Annotated in this window: 13 protein-coding genes; 10 read left to right on the forward strand and 3 right to left on the reverse strand. The window is 72.3% G+C overall.

Going from position 1 to position 12,916, the window contains the following annotated elements:
- The first annotated feature begins 50 nt into the window (after positions 1–50).
- Complete coding sequence (locus ABD091_RS16415) at positions 51–1,073, forward strand: PAS domain-containing sensor histidine kinase (RefSeq protein WP_343920404.1); 1,023 nt, start codon at positions 51–53, stop codon at positions 1,071–1,073.
- A gap of 10 nt (positions 1,074–1,083) precedes the next feature.
- On the opposite strand, the gene ABD091_RS16420 is transcribed toward ABD091_RS16415, so the two are convergent.
- Positions 1,084–1,608 (reverse strand): DUF952 domain-containing protein, encoded by a 525-nt coding sequence (locus ABD091_RS16420; protein ID WP_343920406.1) that lies wholly within the window; start codon positions 1,606–1,608, stop codon positions 1,084–1,086.
- A gap of 3 nt (positions 1,609–1,611) precedes the next feature.
- On the reverse strand, positions 1,612–2,298 hold the full coding sequence (gene nucS / locus ABD091_RS16425) for an endonuclease NucS (RefSeq protein ID WP_343920408.1): 687 nt from the start codon (positions 2,296–2,298) through the stop codon (positions 1,612–1,614).
- A 25-nt stretch (positions 2,299–2,323) separates the two neighbouring features.
- On the opposite strand from nucS, the gene ABD091_RS16430 reads away from it, so the two are divergent.
- Genes ABD091_RS16430 through ABD091_RS16440 form a run of 3 tightly spaced genes read left to right on the forward strand, consistent with a single transcriptional unit; the run spans position 2,324 to position 5,643 of the window.
- A complete protein-coding gene (locus ABD091_RS16430; RefSeq protein WP_343920410.1) occupies positions 2,324–2,860 on the forward strand; it encodes a GNAT family N-acetyltransferase in 537 nt (178 codons plus the stop codon).
- Between the two features lie 24 nt (positions 2,861–2,884).
- Positions 2,885–3,802 (forward strand): NAD(P)/FAD-dependent oxidoreductase, encoded by a 918-nt coding sequence (locus tag ABD091_RS16435; RefSeq protein WP_343920412.1) that lies wholly within the window; start codon positions 2,885–2,887, stop codon positions 3,800–3,802.
- Between the two features lie 59 nt (positions 3,803–3,861).
- Positions 3,862–5,643: a 3-hydroxyacyl-CoA dehydrogenase family protein gene (locus ABD091_RS16440; protein ID WP_343920414.1), complete on the forward strand. Its 1,782-nt coding sequence runs from the start codon at positions 3,862–3,864 to the stop codon at positions 5,641–5,643.
- 24 nt (positions 5,644–5,667) lie between these two features.
- Here ABD091_RS16440 and ABD091_RS16445 read toward each other — a convergent pair whose 3' ends face one another.
- Entirely contained in the window at positions 5,668–8,082 is a 2,415-nt protein-coding gene (locus tag ABD091_RS16445; RefSeq protein ID WP_343920416.1) for a LuxR C-terminal-related transcriptional regulator, read from the reverse strand.
- A gap of 341 nt (positions 8,083–8,423) precedes the next feature.
- Here ABD091_RS16445 and ABD091_RS16450 point away from each other — a divergent pair, with 341 nt between their 5' ends.
- The 6 genes from ABD091_RS16450 (at position 8,424) to ABD091_RS16475 (ending at position 12,908) form a co-directional block, all read left to right on the forward strand.
- A complete protein-coding gene (locus ABD091_RS16450) occupies positions 8,424–8,645 on the forward strand; it encodes a hypothetical protein (RefSeq protein ID WP_343920418.1) in 222 nt (73 codons plus the stop codon).
- Positions 8,646–8,707: 62 nt separating this feature from the next.
- Positions 8,708–9,460 (forward strand): hypothetical protein, encoded by a 753-nt coding sequence (locus ABD091_RS16455; RefSeq protein WP_343920420.1) that lies wholly within the window; start codon positions 8,708–8,710, stop codon positions 9,458–9,460.
- Between the two features lie 28 nt (positions 9,461–9,488).
- On the forward strand, positions 9,489–10,256 hold the full coding sequence (locus ABD091_RS16460) for an endo alpha-1,4 polygalactosaminidase (protein WP_343920422.1): 768 nt from the start codon (positions 9,489–9,491) through the stop codon (positions 10,254–10,256).
- A gap of 166 nt (positions 10,257–10,422) precedes the next feature.
- On the forward strand, positions 10,423–11,862 hold the full coding sequence (locus tag ABD091_RS16465; protein WP_343920964.1) for an MFS transporter: 1,440 nt from the start codon (positions 10,423–10,425) through the stop codon (positions 11,860–11,862).
- A 26-nt stretch (positions 11,863–11,888) separates the two neighbouring features.
- A complete protein-coding gene (locus tag ABD091_RS16470) occupies positions 11,889–12,128 on the forward strand; it encodes a hypothetical protein (RefSeq protein ID WP_343920424.1) in 240 nt (79 codons plus the stop codon).
- A 9-nt stretch (positions 12,129–12,137) separates the two neighbouring features.
- The gene (locus tag ABD091_RS16475) at positions 12,138–12,908 is read left to right on the forward strand and encodes an alpha/beta fold hydrolase (protein WP_343920426.1); all 771 of its coding nucleotides are present in this window, start codon (positions 12,138–12,140) and stop codon (positions 12,906–12,908) included.
- Positions 12,909–12,916 lie beyond the last annotated feature (8 nt).

Genomic DNA, 12,916 nt, shown 5'->3' on the forward strand with positions numbered 1-12,916 from the left:
TGTGACAAAAGTGGTCGGTGGTACGGCACCCGACCCCTAGCCTGCCGCATGTGCCCCTTCCCCCCACGCTGGGCGCCGAGGTCTTCCGAGGCCTCGTCGACGCCACTCCCGACGCGCTGCTGGCCGTCGACACCGTCGACGGCTCCGGTGGCGTGCGGTTCGCGAACCGGCCGGCGGAGGCGCTCTTCGGCGTCGCCCGGGACGACCTGGTGGGCCGGGAGGTCGCCGACCTCGTCCCCGAGCTGCAGGTCGAGCTGACCAGCGGGTCCTGGGTGGGCGGTGAGGTGTCGCGGTTGCAGGGTCACGGGGTGCGGGCCGACGGCAGCAGCTTCCCGGTGGAGGTGTCGATCCGTCCGGTCACCACGCCCGACGGGGTGCTCGCCTGCACCACCCTGCGCGACCTGTCGAGCCGCGCCATCGTCGAGCGGGCGTCCTCCAGGCTGCGCGAGGAGCTGATCGCCTCGGTCTCCCACGAGCTGCGCACCCCGCTCACCTCGATCCTCGGCTACACCGAGATCCTCGTCGACGTCGGTGAGCCGGTCGTCAGCGACGAGGCACGCCGGCTGCTGTCGATCGTGCGGCGCAACGCCGAGCGGCAGCTGAAGGTGGTCGAGGACCTGCTGACGCTGTCGGTGCTGGGCGGGAACGGCGTGTCCGTCGACCCGGTGCCCACCGACCTCGGACGGGTCCTGCGGGGGGTGCTGTCCGACCTGGGCCCGATGGCCGCTGCGGCCGACGTCGCGCTCGTCCCGTCCGGGATCCGCGGCGTCCGGGTCTTCGGTGACGCCGCCCGGCTGACCGAGGTGGTCGACTCACTCGTGCGCAACGCGGTGAAGTTCAGCCGGCCCGGTGACGAGGTGACCGTCCGGCTCCAGGTGACCGACACCCACTGCGTGCTCGAGGTCGGTGACCACGGCGAGGGCGCCGTGCCGCCGGGAACGACGGGTTACGTCGGGCTCGGGGAGCCCGTGCTGCGCGGCATCGTCGAGGCCCACGCCGGCGAGCTCGGCGTCGACCACCAGCCCGGCCACGGCACCACGGTGCGGGTCCGGCTCCCCCTCGCCCGCGGCTGACGCCGACCCGTCACCCGCGCGCGCGTCGGAGGCCGAGCAGGACGACGGTCCACACGGCCGCACCGGCCAGGAGGCCGAGCCACGGGCCGGCGGCGGTGTCGACGGTCGATCCGGCCACGACGCCCCCGGCGAGCAGTCCCATCAGCAGCAGTCCGAGCAGGACGTTGCGGAACACCTCGGCGAGGAAGAGCGAGGAGAACGACCGGCCGCTGTCGGCCACGGCCTTCTCGAGCGGCAGCGCCTGCACGACGGCCGCCGGGCGGATCGCCCCGTAGACGTGGGGATAGGTCTCCTCGCCCACCTGCTCCTCGACGACGGGTACGTCGAGCCGGTCGGTCTCGATGACCAGCAGCACCAGCGGCTCGGTCACGTCCGAGTAGAAGCGATCACGCACGCCCTGCCACTGGTCGGCCCGGCTGGCGTGGATGAAGCCCTCCTCGGCCAGGGTCACGCCGCGGGTGGAGGTCGTGTAGGCGCCCGACCGACGGGCCAGCTCCCAGTCGGCCTCGGTCGCGAGGTGGAAGATCCGGGCCACGGCTCAGAACAGGCGGTGCTCGGAGTCGTCGATCCCGCGGAGCGCGTCGTAGTCCACGACGGCGCAGGCGATGCCGCGGTCGGTGGCGAGCACGCGCGCCTGCGGCTTGATCTCCTGGGCGGCGAAGATGCCCCGCACCGGGCCCTTCGAGGTCAGCAACGGCTCACGGTTGAGCAGGTCGAGGTAGCGCGTCAGCTGCTCGACGCCGTCGATCTCTCCCCGGCGCTTGATCTCGACGGCGACCGACGCGCCCGCGGCGTCCCGGCACATCAGGTCGACCGGACCGATCGCGGTCGGGTACTCCCGTCGTACGAGCGTGAGCCCGGGGGACAGGGAGGCCGGGTGCTCGGCGAGCAGCTCCTGCAGGTGCTTCTCGACACCGTCCTTCTGCAGGCCGGGATCGATGCCGAGGTCGTGGCTCGAGTCGTGGATGACCTCCTCGATGAGGATCCGCAGCGTGTCGTCGCTCTTCGAGCCGGTGACGGTCCACTCGACCACGCCGTCGTCCGTCACGCCCTCCCGCACGGAGCACGGTGGGGACATCCAGTTCAGCGGCTTGTAGGAGCCGCCGTCGGAGTGGACGAGCACCGACCCGTCGGCCTTCACCATCAGCACCCGGGTCGCCATCGGCAGGTGGGCGGTCAGGCGGCCGGCGTAGTCGACCTGGCAGCGGGCCACGACGAGTCTCACGGGGCGTGAATCTACCGTGGCCGTCGTGCCCGAGCCCCGCCCGCCCGCGCCACGACCCGGATCGCCCCAGCACCCGGTGCGCGTCGCCGGGTCCGGCGACCTGGCCCACCTCGGTCCGCTGGAGGGCCGGGCCGACGCGGTGTTCGAACCGATCTTCGGCGCGCTGGGCTGGGGCGCGCCCCAGTCGGGGGAGGCTCGGGCGAGCGAGCCCGGGTTCCTGCTGGTCGCGGACGATCCCCCGGTCGGCTTCGTCCACGTGCTCCTGCTCGACGGTGCGGCCCACCTCGAGCAGCTCGCGGTCGAGCCGGTGCTGGGTCGCCGCGGCATCGGCACCGCCCTGGTCGAGGCGGCCTGCGCGGAGGCGGGTCGTCGCGGGCACGACGCCATCAGCCTGTGCACCTATGCGGACGTCCCCTGGAACGCGCCCTTCTACCGGCGGGTGGGGTTCGAGGAGGTCGGCGACCTCGCGCCCTTCCAGGCCGCACTCCGCGAGACCGAGCGTCGGCTCGGCCTGGACCGCCACGGCCGCCGCGTGGTCATGGAGCGACGGCTGCGGCGGTGACGGTCGTTCTGGCACGCTCAGGACATGGGGACGCGGATCGTGGTGGTAGGCGCAGGGGTCGTGGGCCTGACCGTCGCGGTCCGGCTGGCCGAGGCGGGCCACCGGGTCGACGTGGTCGCACGCGACCTACCGCTGGAGACGACCTCGGTCGTCGCGGCGGCGCTCTGGTATCCCTACGAGGCACGACCGCACGACCGCGTCGCGGGCTGGGGAGCCCGGGGGTACGCCGCCCTCGCGGACCTGGCCGGCGAGCCGGCCAGCGGCGTACGACTGGTGGCCGGCACCGAGGTCCTGCCGGCCGGCACGCCGGACCCGTGGTGGGCGGGCGGCGTCCCGGACCTGGCCCGAACGCCGCCGCCGCTCGGGTGGGACGAGGCGTGGTCGTTCACCGCGCCGCTCGTCGACATGCCCGTCCACCTGGTCTGGCTGCGCGAGCAGCTGGAGGCACACGGCGGCACCGTCACCCGGATGTCGCTGGCCGAGCTGCCGCGCCCGGACGGCGGCCTGGTCGTGAACTGCTCCGGGATGGGAGCGCGGCTGCTCGCGCACGAGACCGACGTCCACCCCGCCTGCGGGCAGGTGCTGCTGCTCGAGGGGGTCGACGTCGATCGCTGGTGGCTCGACGGCACCGCCCACGACACCCCGACCTACGTCGTGCCGCGCACCGACCGCGTCGTCGTCGGCGGCACCTTCGAGGAGGGGGACTGGAGCCGGACTCCTGACCCGGCCACGGCGGAGTCGATCCTGCGGCGGGCCGCGAGGCTGGTGCCGGCCGTCGCGGACGGCCGCGTCGTCGCCCAGCGCGTCGGGCTGCGCCCGGTGAGGTCGGAGGTGCGCCTCGAGCGGGTCGGCGACGTCGTCCACTGCTACGGCCACGGCGGGGCCGGCGTGACCCTCGCCCAGGGCTGCGCGGACGAGGTCCTGGAGCTCGCCTCCCGCTGACTCGCGAGGTGAGGAGTCCCACACCCGGCGGCCCGCGGCTGCGTGCGAGGATGCCGCCCATGGCTCGTGACATCAGCACCATCGGCGTGATCGGACTGGGCACCATGGGTGCCGGGATCGCGGAGGTCTTCGCCCGCAACGGCTTCTCCGTCATCGGCGTCGAGCAGAACGACGAGGGGGTCGAGCGCGGCCGCGCCCACCTCCAGCACTCCACCGACCGGGCCGTGAAGCGCGAGAAGCTCACCACCGACGAGCAGGCCGAGCTGCTGGGCCGGATCACCCTCACCTCCGAGATGAAGGACCTCGCGGAGGCCGACATCGTCGTCGAGGCCGTGGTCGAGTCGCTCGCGATCAAGAAGGCGATCTTCGGCGAGCTCGACGGCATCGTCTCGCCCGACGCGATCCTCGCGACCAACACCTCCTCGCTGAGCGTCACCGAGATCTCGACCGCCAACTCCAAGCCCGGCCGCGTCATCGGCGTCCACTTCTTCAACCCCGCCCCGGTGCAGAACCTGGTCGAGGTGATCCGGACGGTCGTGACCGAGCCGCAGGTGCTCGAGGACGTGCAGGGCGTGCTCGCCCGGCTCGGCAAGAGCCCCGTCGTCTGCGGCGACAAGGCCGGGTTCATCGCCAACACGCTGCTCTTCGGCTACCTCAACCACGCGGTGTCGATGTACGAGAACAAGTACGCCACGCGCGAGGACATCGACGCCGCGATGCGGTTCGGCTGCGGCTACCCGATGGGCCCGCTCGCGCTGCTCGACCTGATCGGCCTCGACACGGCCTACGAGATCCTCGACACGATGTACAAGCAGGGACGCGACCGGCTCCACGCGCCGGCGCCGATCCTCAAGCAGTACGTCACCGCCGGCCTCCTCGGCCGCAAGTCGGGCCGTGGCTTCTACACCTACGAGGCGCCCGACAGCCCGGTCGTCGTCGCCGACCCCCACACGCCGTCGCCCGACGACGCGCCGCAGCTGCACCACGACATCGCGAAGGTCGGCGTCGTCGGCACCGGCACGATGGCCACCGGCATCGTCGAGGTCTTCGCCAGGGCCGGCTACGACGTGCTCTACGTCGGCCGGAGCCAGGAGAAGGTCGACGGCGTCGTCGCCTCGATCACGAAGAGCTTCGACAAGCAGATCCAGCGCGGCCGCGCGACCGACGACGACAAGGCGGCGACGCTCGCTCGGGTCACCGGCACGACCGCCCTCGACGACCTCGGTGACGTCGACATCGTCGTCGAGGCGATCGCCGAGGACATCGCGGTCAAGACGACCCTCTTCGAGAACCTCGACGAGATCTGCAAGCCCGGCGCGATCCTGGCGACCACCACCTCGAGTCTGCCGATCATCTCGATGGCCCGGGTGACGTCGAGGCCGCAGGACGTCATCGGCATGCACTTCTTCAACCCGGCCGCGATCATGAAGCTGGTCGAGGTCGTCAGCACCGTCGCCACCAGCGACGCGGTGACCGAGACCGTGCGCGCGCTCTGCGACACGGTCGGCAAGGTCGCCGTCTCCTGCGGCGACCGTTCCGGGTTCATCGTCAACGCACTGCTCTTCCCCTACCTCAACGACGCGGTGAAGATGCTCGAGGCCCACTACGCGACGGCCGACGACATCGACACCGCGATGAAGCTGGGCTGCGCCTTGCCGATGGGCCCCTTCGAGCTGCTCGACGTGGTCGGCAACGACGTCTCGCTCGCCATCCAGCGCGAGCTCTACCTCGAGTTCCGCGAGCCGGGCTTCGCGCCGGCCCCGCTGCTCGAGCACCTCGTCACCGCGGGCTACCTCGGCCGCAAGGCCGGCCGCGGGTTCCGCGACTACAGCGTGCGCTGACGCCGTACGCCGGGCGGCCCGCGCTCAGCCGCGGTCGGTGACGAGTGCGGCGAGCCGGGCGCGGGTGTTGATGTCGAGCTTGCGGTAGATCCGTGACAGGTGGGCGTCGACCGTCCGGGGGGACAGGAACAGGTCGGCGGCGATCTGGCGGCTGGTCAGGCCCTCGGCGACCTTGTCCGCGACGCTGCGCTCCGCCTGGGTCAGCGACTCCAGCGGTCCCGCGTCGAAACCGCTCGCCTCGGGGGCGAGCTGGCCGGCGACCTCGGTGACCGCGGCCGGGGTCAGCTGGTCGGCGGTCAGCCAGCCGTGGGGGACGCCCCTGGCGGGCTCGACCGCGGTCCGGCGCCCGGCCACCCCGACAGCGGCGCGGGGCGCGCGCAACGCGACCGCCGCCGCCGCCATGGACCGCGCGGTGCGGGTGTGGGTCCCGGCGGTGATCACGGCCAGCGCGTCGAGGACGTCGGCCGCACGCAGCGGTGAGGGCATCGCGGCCGCGTCGGTCAGTGCCTGCAGCAGCGTCGCACGAGCCTCCTCCAGTGCGTCCTGCTCCATCAGCGCCAGCCCCAGGAGCACGCGTGCGTCGAGGGCGTCGCGTCCCAGCCGGCTGCTGTCGGCGAGCACCACCGCGTCGGCTGCCAGCCCGGCCGCCCGGGCGGGGTCGCCCGCACGGAGCAGGGTCCGGGCCTGCACGACCATGATCGGGAGCCGGACCGCCCACGGGTAGGAGTCGTCGTCGACCGGCACGGCCGCCGTGCGGTCGACGTGGCTGAGCTCGACCTCGCCGAGCAGGGCCAGCCGCTCCTCGGCGAGCTCGCGCGCCTCGACGACCACGCGACGGGCCCCGGTGGCGGCCTCGAGCCGCCGCCCCTGCTCGAGCGCGATGCGGGCCAGCAGGAGCCGGGCGGAGAGCGTGATCCACGGCTCGTCGTTCTGGCGGGTGGTGAGCAGGGAGCGCGAGAGGTGCGCGGCCTGGTCGAGGTCGCCGCGCACCAGCACGGCGTTGGCCAGCGTGCGGATCGCCTGCGGCGCGATGTGGTCCGTGCCGTGGTCGAGGGCGATCGCCCGTCGGGCCTCGTCCTCGGCCTTGCCGAGGTCGCCGGCGTCGAGGTGCATCTCGGCGCGGATGCTCGCGGTCCGCGCCGTCTCCAGGTCGGGGTCACGCGCCTCCCGGGCGTGCTGGTCGGCCCGGTCGAGCAGCCAGAGCCCCTCGTAGGTGCCACGCACCTCGGAGGCGGCGATCCCGGCGCGCCGCGCCACCTGCGCACCGATCTCGGGCGGACCGTCACCGCTGGTGAGGGCGGCCTCCAGGACCTCGGCCGCCTCGCCGGCGCGCATCGCGGTGTAGAGGGAGGAGAAGGCGCGGTTGGCCAGCGCATAGCCGTGGTCGCGGGTCTCCGGGGAGGCGCACGCCGCGCTGACGGCGGCGCGCAGCATCGGGAGGTCACCGAGCCAGTCGGCGTCGGCCGCGCCCACGTTCATCTCCGCCGGCAGCACCCGGTCGGCCCAGACGACCAGGCCGCGCCGGGCGGCGGCCTCGTCGTCGGTCGACGCGGCGAGCAGCAGGCCGTGGCGGCGTACGGGCGCCAGCATGTCGATCCGGCCGTCCGGCAGCGGCTCGACGAGGCAGCGCTGCGCGAGGCCGAGCGCGAGGTCACGGCCGGTGGCCTCGTCGACCCCGGTCACGGCCGCCAGGACGGCGATGCTCGCGGGGGCGGTCAGCGTCGCCAGCCGGCGGAAGCAGCGCTGCTGCTCCTGGTCGAGCAGCAGGTAGGAGGCGTGGAGGGCCTCGGACAGGGAGGCCGTCGGCGTCACCCGGGTGATGCCGACCAGCGCGATCTGGGCGGCCATCTGCTCGATGAGCAGTGGCAGGCCGCCGCTCGCGCGCAGCACGCGGCGTACGTCGTCGCCGTCGGCCTCGAGGTCGACAGGATGACCCCCGGCCTCGACGACGCACCGCTCGAACAGCTCGACCGCCGGCCCCTCCAGCGGCTGGTGGCCGGCGGGGACCGGGAACGGCGCCAGCCGCACGACCCGGCGGCCGGACCGCGGCCGCAGCGAGCTCGAGGCGGTGAGCACCCGGGCCTCGGAGGTCGCCTCCATGACCGCGGCGAGGAGGTCGTCGAAGTCGTCGACCTCCACCCCGTCGACGACCAGCCACCGGCCGTCGCCGTCGAGGGCGTTGCGCAGCGACGCCTCCAGGGAGTCGCTCGGCGCGGACACGACGCCGAGCGCGTCGAGGCAGCCGCGCACGAGGTCGGAGAGCCGGGTGAGGCCGCGTCCGTTGACCCACACGACGTCGGGGCGTCCGCGCACGAGGGTGCGCAGGACCGTCGTCTTGCCCGAGCCCGGCGGACCCACGAGGGTCACCCAGCGCTCGCTCTCGAGGACGGCCGGCAGGACCGACAGCACGTCGTCCCGCCCGATCAGCCGACTGTCCACGGGTTCATCGTGCCGTGATCTGCGCGATCGTGCGACAGCACCCCGCGTGGCGGACCGCTGAGCGGACGCGACGGCGCGGCGGACGGGATCGGTGACGGGTTAGGTAGGACTACCGATGCGGGGTGTCGGCGCCGCGCGCCAGAGTGGGGACATCAGCTCGCACAGGCCGGTCGGGGGACAGCCTGGGGAGTGATGACAGAGGTCGGGCGGACCGGTCGGGGGACGATCCGCCCGACCTCGGTCATGTCCGACGACCGGAGCCCTGATGTGACGCGCGTCCGGTTTCCGAATGCTCACTTGCGCGCAACACGGCCGAAACGGAACCCGCGCAGGCTGGTCCCATGACGCCCTCCGAGAGCTCCCACCTGACCATCGTCCCCCCGATCTCCGACCTCGTCACGGAACTGCCCGACCCGCGTGAGCAGGTCCGCGGCGACTCCCAGCTGCGCCGCCTCAGTCGCCAGACGATGGGCATGGCCGGACTCCTCGAGCGCCGCCCCGAGCTGCGGGGTGTCTCGACCTGGTCCGAGGGCGTCGTCGAGTCGGTCCTCTGGTCCGCCTGAGGCCTCCCACCGGTCGGCGATGAGGTACGGGGTCGCGTGGGGCGGCCCCGTACCATCGCTCCATGGACACCCTGCTGGGACTGCTGGTCGTGCTGGCGGTTATCGGTGTCGTCGTCACGGTCGCCGGACGTCGCAAGCAGGCCCGCGAGCTCGAGCGGCGTACGTCGGAGCTCGAGCCGGTCAAGAAGCTCGCCTTCGAGGACATCACCGCCCTCGGCGAGCAGCTGCAGGAGCTCGACCTCGACCTGACGGGCCACGAGCTCGACGCGGGCACCAACGCCGACTACCAGCGCGCGCTCGACGCCTACGAGGCGGCGAAGACCGCCGGTGACCGGATCACCGAGCCCGAGCACATCAAGCACGTCACCGAGATCCTCGAGGACGGCCGCTACGCCATCGCCTGCGTGCGCGCCCGTGTCGCAGGGGAGGCGCTGCCGACCCGCCGACCGCCGTGCTTCTTCGACCCGCGCCACGGGCTCTCCGTGGCCGACGTGCCCTACACCCCGCCGGGCGGCACCCAGCGCGACGTGCCCGCCTGCACTCTCGACGCCCAGCGGGTGCGCGCCGGCGCGGAGCCGGACATCCGCCAGGTGATGGTCGGGTCGCAGCGGGTGCCCTACTGGCAGGGCGGTCGTGCCTACCAGCCCTACGCGATGGGCTACTTCGGCGCCTCCGGGCCGATGGAGTGGATGTTCATGGGCATGCTCTTCAGCGGTGGCTTCGACGCGCTCGGCGGGCTGGCCGAGGGCATCGGCGACGGACTGGGTGGGATCGGCGAGGGCATCGGTGACCTCTTCGACGGGTTCGACTTCTGAGACCTCCCGGTCGTGCCACGATCGGGTCGTGACCCGCTGGGCCTCTTTCCTGCTCCTGCTCACCCTCCTGCTCGTGGGCGCCCCCGCCACGTCAGCCGAGCCGGTGCTTCCACCCGACGGGACGGACTGGGACTACCAGCTCGGCGGTGACCGGTCCGTGCCCGACCACGTCGGCATCGTGGCGCGCGATCGCACCTCCGAGCCGGTCGCGGGGCTCTACAACGTCTGCTACGTCAACGGCTTCCAGACCCAGCCCGACGCCCGTCGCTTCTGGAAGCGGCACTGGCGGCTGGTCCTGAAGAAGGACGGGGAGCCGGTCGTCGACGGCGCGTGGGGGGAGTGGGTCCTCGACATCTCCACCCGGTCGAAGCGCGTGAAGCTCGCACGGATCGTCGGCCGCTGGACGGCGCGCTGCGCCGAGGACGGCTTCGACGCCGTCGAGTACGACAACCTCGACTCCTTCACCCGCAGTCGCGGCCGTCTCGACGCTCTCGACGCGAAGCGCTACGCCGCACGCCTTGTCGCCCGCGCCCACGAGGAGGGGCTCGCTGCGGCGCAGAAGAACCGTGCCGGCTGGGACGGCACCGTCGTGGGCTACGACTTCGCCGTCGCGGAGGAGTGCGCCCAGTGGCGTGAGTGCGGCTCCTACGTCGACACCTACGGCTCGGCCGTGCTCGCCGTCGAGTACCGCCGCAAGGCCTTCCGGCGCGCCTGCCGGAACTGGTCGGACGAGATCGCCGTGGTCCGTCGCGACGTGGCGCTCGCGGCCGACGGCGTACGACGCTGGTGCGCCTAGCCGTTCACCGCTTGGGGTGAGCAGCACCACGGCGCCACGGTTCTAGCGTCCAAGGGTTGCCCGTCCACCCGGCCACGAGATCCGTCGTCGGAGCCACGGGCTGCAGGAGGATCTCGTGGCTTCAGGTGTTGAGACCGGCCGGATCACGACCGACATCCCCGCTCGCATGGACCGGCTGCCGTGGTCCCGATTCCACTGGATGGTGGTCGTGGGCCTGGGGGCGGTGTGGATCCTCGACGGCCTCGAGGTGACCATCGTCGGCTCGATGTCGGAGGCTCTCAAGCCGAACGACACCGGGTTGGGACTCAGCAGCTTCGACGTCGGCCTGGCCGGCGCCGTCTACGTCGCCGGTGCCTGTCTCGGTGCGTTGTTCTTCGGCCAGCTCACGGACCGGTTCGGGCGCAAGAAGCTGTTCCTGATCACGCTGGCCGTCTACACCGTGGCGACCGTGCTGACGGCGTTCTCGATGACGCCGCTGTGGTACTTCGCCTGCCGGTTCCTCACCGGTGCCGGCATCGGCGGTGAGTACGCCGCCATCAACTCGGCGATCGACGAGCTGATCCCCAAGAAGTACCGGGGTCGGGTCGACGTCGCGATCAACGGGTCGTTCTGGGTCGGCGCCGCCGGCGGCGCCCTGCTCACCATCCCGCTGCTCGACCCGAACATGGTCGACCCCGCCTGGGGCTGGCGCGTGGCCTTCGGCCTCGGTGCGATCCTCGCGGTCGGCATCCTCGTCGTCCGCCGTCACGTCCCGGAGTCGCCCCGGTGGCTGTTCATCCACGGCCGCGAGGACGAGGGCGAGGACATCGTGCGCGGCATCGAGGACCGGGTCGCCCGTGAGAACGGCACGTCGCTGGAGGGCGTGTCGGAGACGATCACGATCCGCCAGCGGCGGACCATCCCGCTGACGACGATCGCGAAGACGGTGTTCACGCTCTACCCGAAGCGCACGGTGCTGTGCCTCTCCCTGTTCATCGGTCAGGCCTTCCTCTACAACGCCTTCTTCTTCACCTACGGCGACACCCTCGGCGAGTTCATGGGCGTCGAGCAGGTCGGCTGGTACATCGCGGTGTTCGCCGTGAGCAACTTCGTCGGCGCGCTGGCGCTCAGCCCGCTCTTCGACAGCATCGGCCGGGTGCGCATGCTGACGGCCACCTACGTGATCTCCGGGGTGCTGCTCGGCATCACGGGTCTGACGCTGGGTTCCTACACCGCGGTGACGCTGACACTGATGGGCTGCATCATCTTCTTCTTCGCCTCGGCAGGGGCGTCGGCGGCCTACCTCACCGCCAGCGAGGTGTTCCCGATGGAGACCCGAGCCCTCTGCATCGCGTTCTTCTACGCGATCGGCACCGCTGCCGGCGGCATCGCCGGACCGCTGCTCTTCGGCAAGCTGATCGAGGACGCCACCTCCGGTGGCGAGGGCATCTCGGCCATCGCGCTCGGCTACTACATCGGTGCCGCGCTCATGGTCGCCGGTGGCATCGTGGCCGCCTTCCTCGGCGTGAAGGCCGAGGGCAAGTCGCTGGAGAGCATCGCGCAGCCGCTGACGGCCGAGGACGACGCCAGCCCCTCAGACGGCGGCCGCGAGCACCAGCACGCCTGACCCGCCACCGACCGGAAGGAGCCACCATGCCGATGCCGCCACCGAAGCCCTCGACCGAGGGTGACCGGGACCGTCAGGTCTTTCACGAGATGGGGCAGATCGTGCGGGCCCTCGAGCTGATGGGACCGCAGACCCGCGACGGACTCGCCGAGCTCGTAGGGGCGCAGTTCTGGGAGGCCCAGCGCTTCGAGCGGGCCCTGACCTTCGCCCTGGCCGACGGGCTCGCCTACCGCACCGACGAGGGACTGATCAGCGCGAGCGGCTAGCCTCGCCGGGTGTCGCTCCACACCACGTCGTACGGCGAGTCCGGCTCGCAGGTCGTCTTCTGCCACGGGCTGTTCGGTCAGGGCCGCAACTGGACCCAGGCCGGCAAGGCGCTGGCGGAGGATCACCGGGTGCTGCTCGTCGACATGCCCCACCACGGGCGTTCCCCGGGCGGCAGCCACTTCGACTACGTCGAGGCGGCCGACACGGTCGCGGAGCTCTTCTCGACCGACGACCCGGTCGCACTGGTGGGTCACTCGATGGGCGGGAAGATCGCGATGCTGGTCGCCCTGCGGCACCCCGAGCTGGTCTCGCGGCTGTGCGTCGTCGACGTGTCGCCGGTGCGCTACACCCACACCGACGAGTTCCGTCGCTACATCGACGGCATGCAGGCGCTCGACCTCGGTGCGCTCGCGAGTCGGGGCGACGCCGAGGCCGCGCTGGTCGAGGCGGTGCCGAACCCGACGGTGCGTAGCTTCCTGCTCCAGAACCTCCGGCGCGAGGGCGACGGCTGGCGCTGGCAGGTCGACCTCGACGTCATCGACCGCGACCTGCCGGTCATCGGCGACTGGCCGGCGGACCGGCTCGGCGACGCGTCGTACGACGGGCCGGTGCTGTGGGTGGCGGGGGAGACCTCGCACTACGTGAAGCCGGAGTACGCCGAGGAGATGGACCGGCTCTTCCCGCGCAACCGTCGTGTCACGGTCAAGGGCGCGGGGCACTGGGTGCACTCCGAGCAGCCCGAGGTGTTCCTCGAGGTGCTGCGGCGTTTCGTCGACTGAGCTCTGCC

Origin of the sequence: Nocardioides aestuarii (genome assembly GCF_039527245.1) — a bacterium.
GTDB lineage: Bacteria > Actinomycetota > Actinomycetes > Propionibacteriales > Nocardioidaceae > Nocardioides > Nocardioides aestuarii.

Excerpts from the sequence above, each read along its gene's own strand:
- ABD091_RS16435 (WP_343920412.1), top strand. The coding sequence starts at position 2,885 with ATGGGGACGCGGATCGTGGTGGTAGGCGCAGGGGTCGTGGGCCTGACC.
- ABD091_RS16440 (WP_343920414.1), top strand. The coding sequence starts at position 3,862 with ATGGCTCGTGACATCAGCACCATCGGCGTGATCGGACTGGGCACCATG.
- ABD091_RS16450 (WP_343920418.1), top strand. The coding sequence starts at position 8,424 with ATGACGCCCTCCGAGAGCTCCCACCTGACCATCGTCCCCCCGATCTCC.
- ABD091_RS16455 (WP_343920420.1), top strand. The coding sequence starts at position 8,708 with ATGGACACCCTGCTGGGACTGCTGGTCGTGCTGGCGGTTATCGGTGTC.
- ABD091_RS16465 (WP_343920964.1), top strand. The coding sequence starts at position 10,423 with ATGGACCGGCTGCCGTGGTCCCGATTCCACTGGATGGTGGTCGTGGGC.
- ABD091_RS16470 (WP_343920424.1), top strand. The coding sequence starts at position 11,889 with ATGCCGATGCCGCCACCGAAGCCCTCGACCGAGGGTGACCGGGACCGT.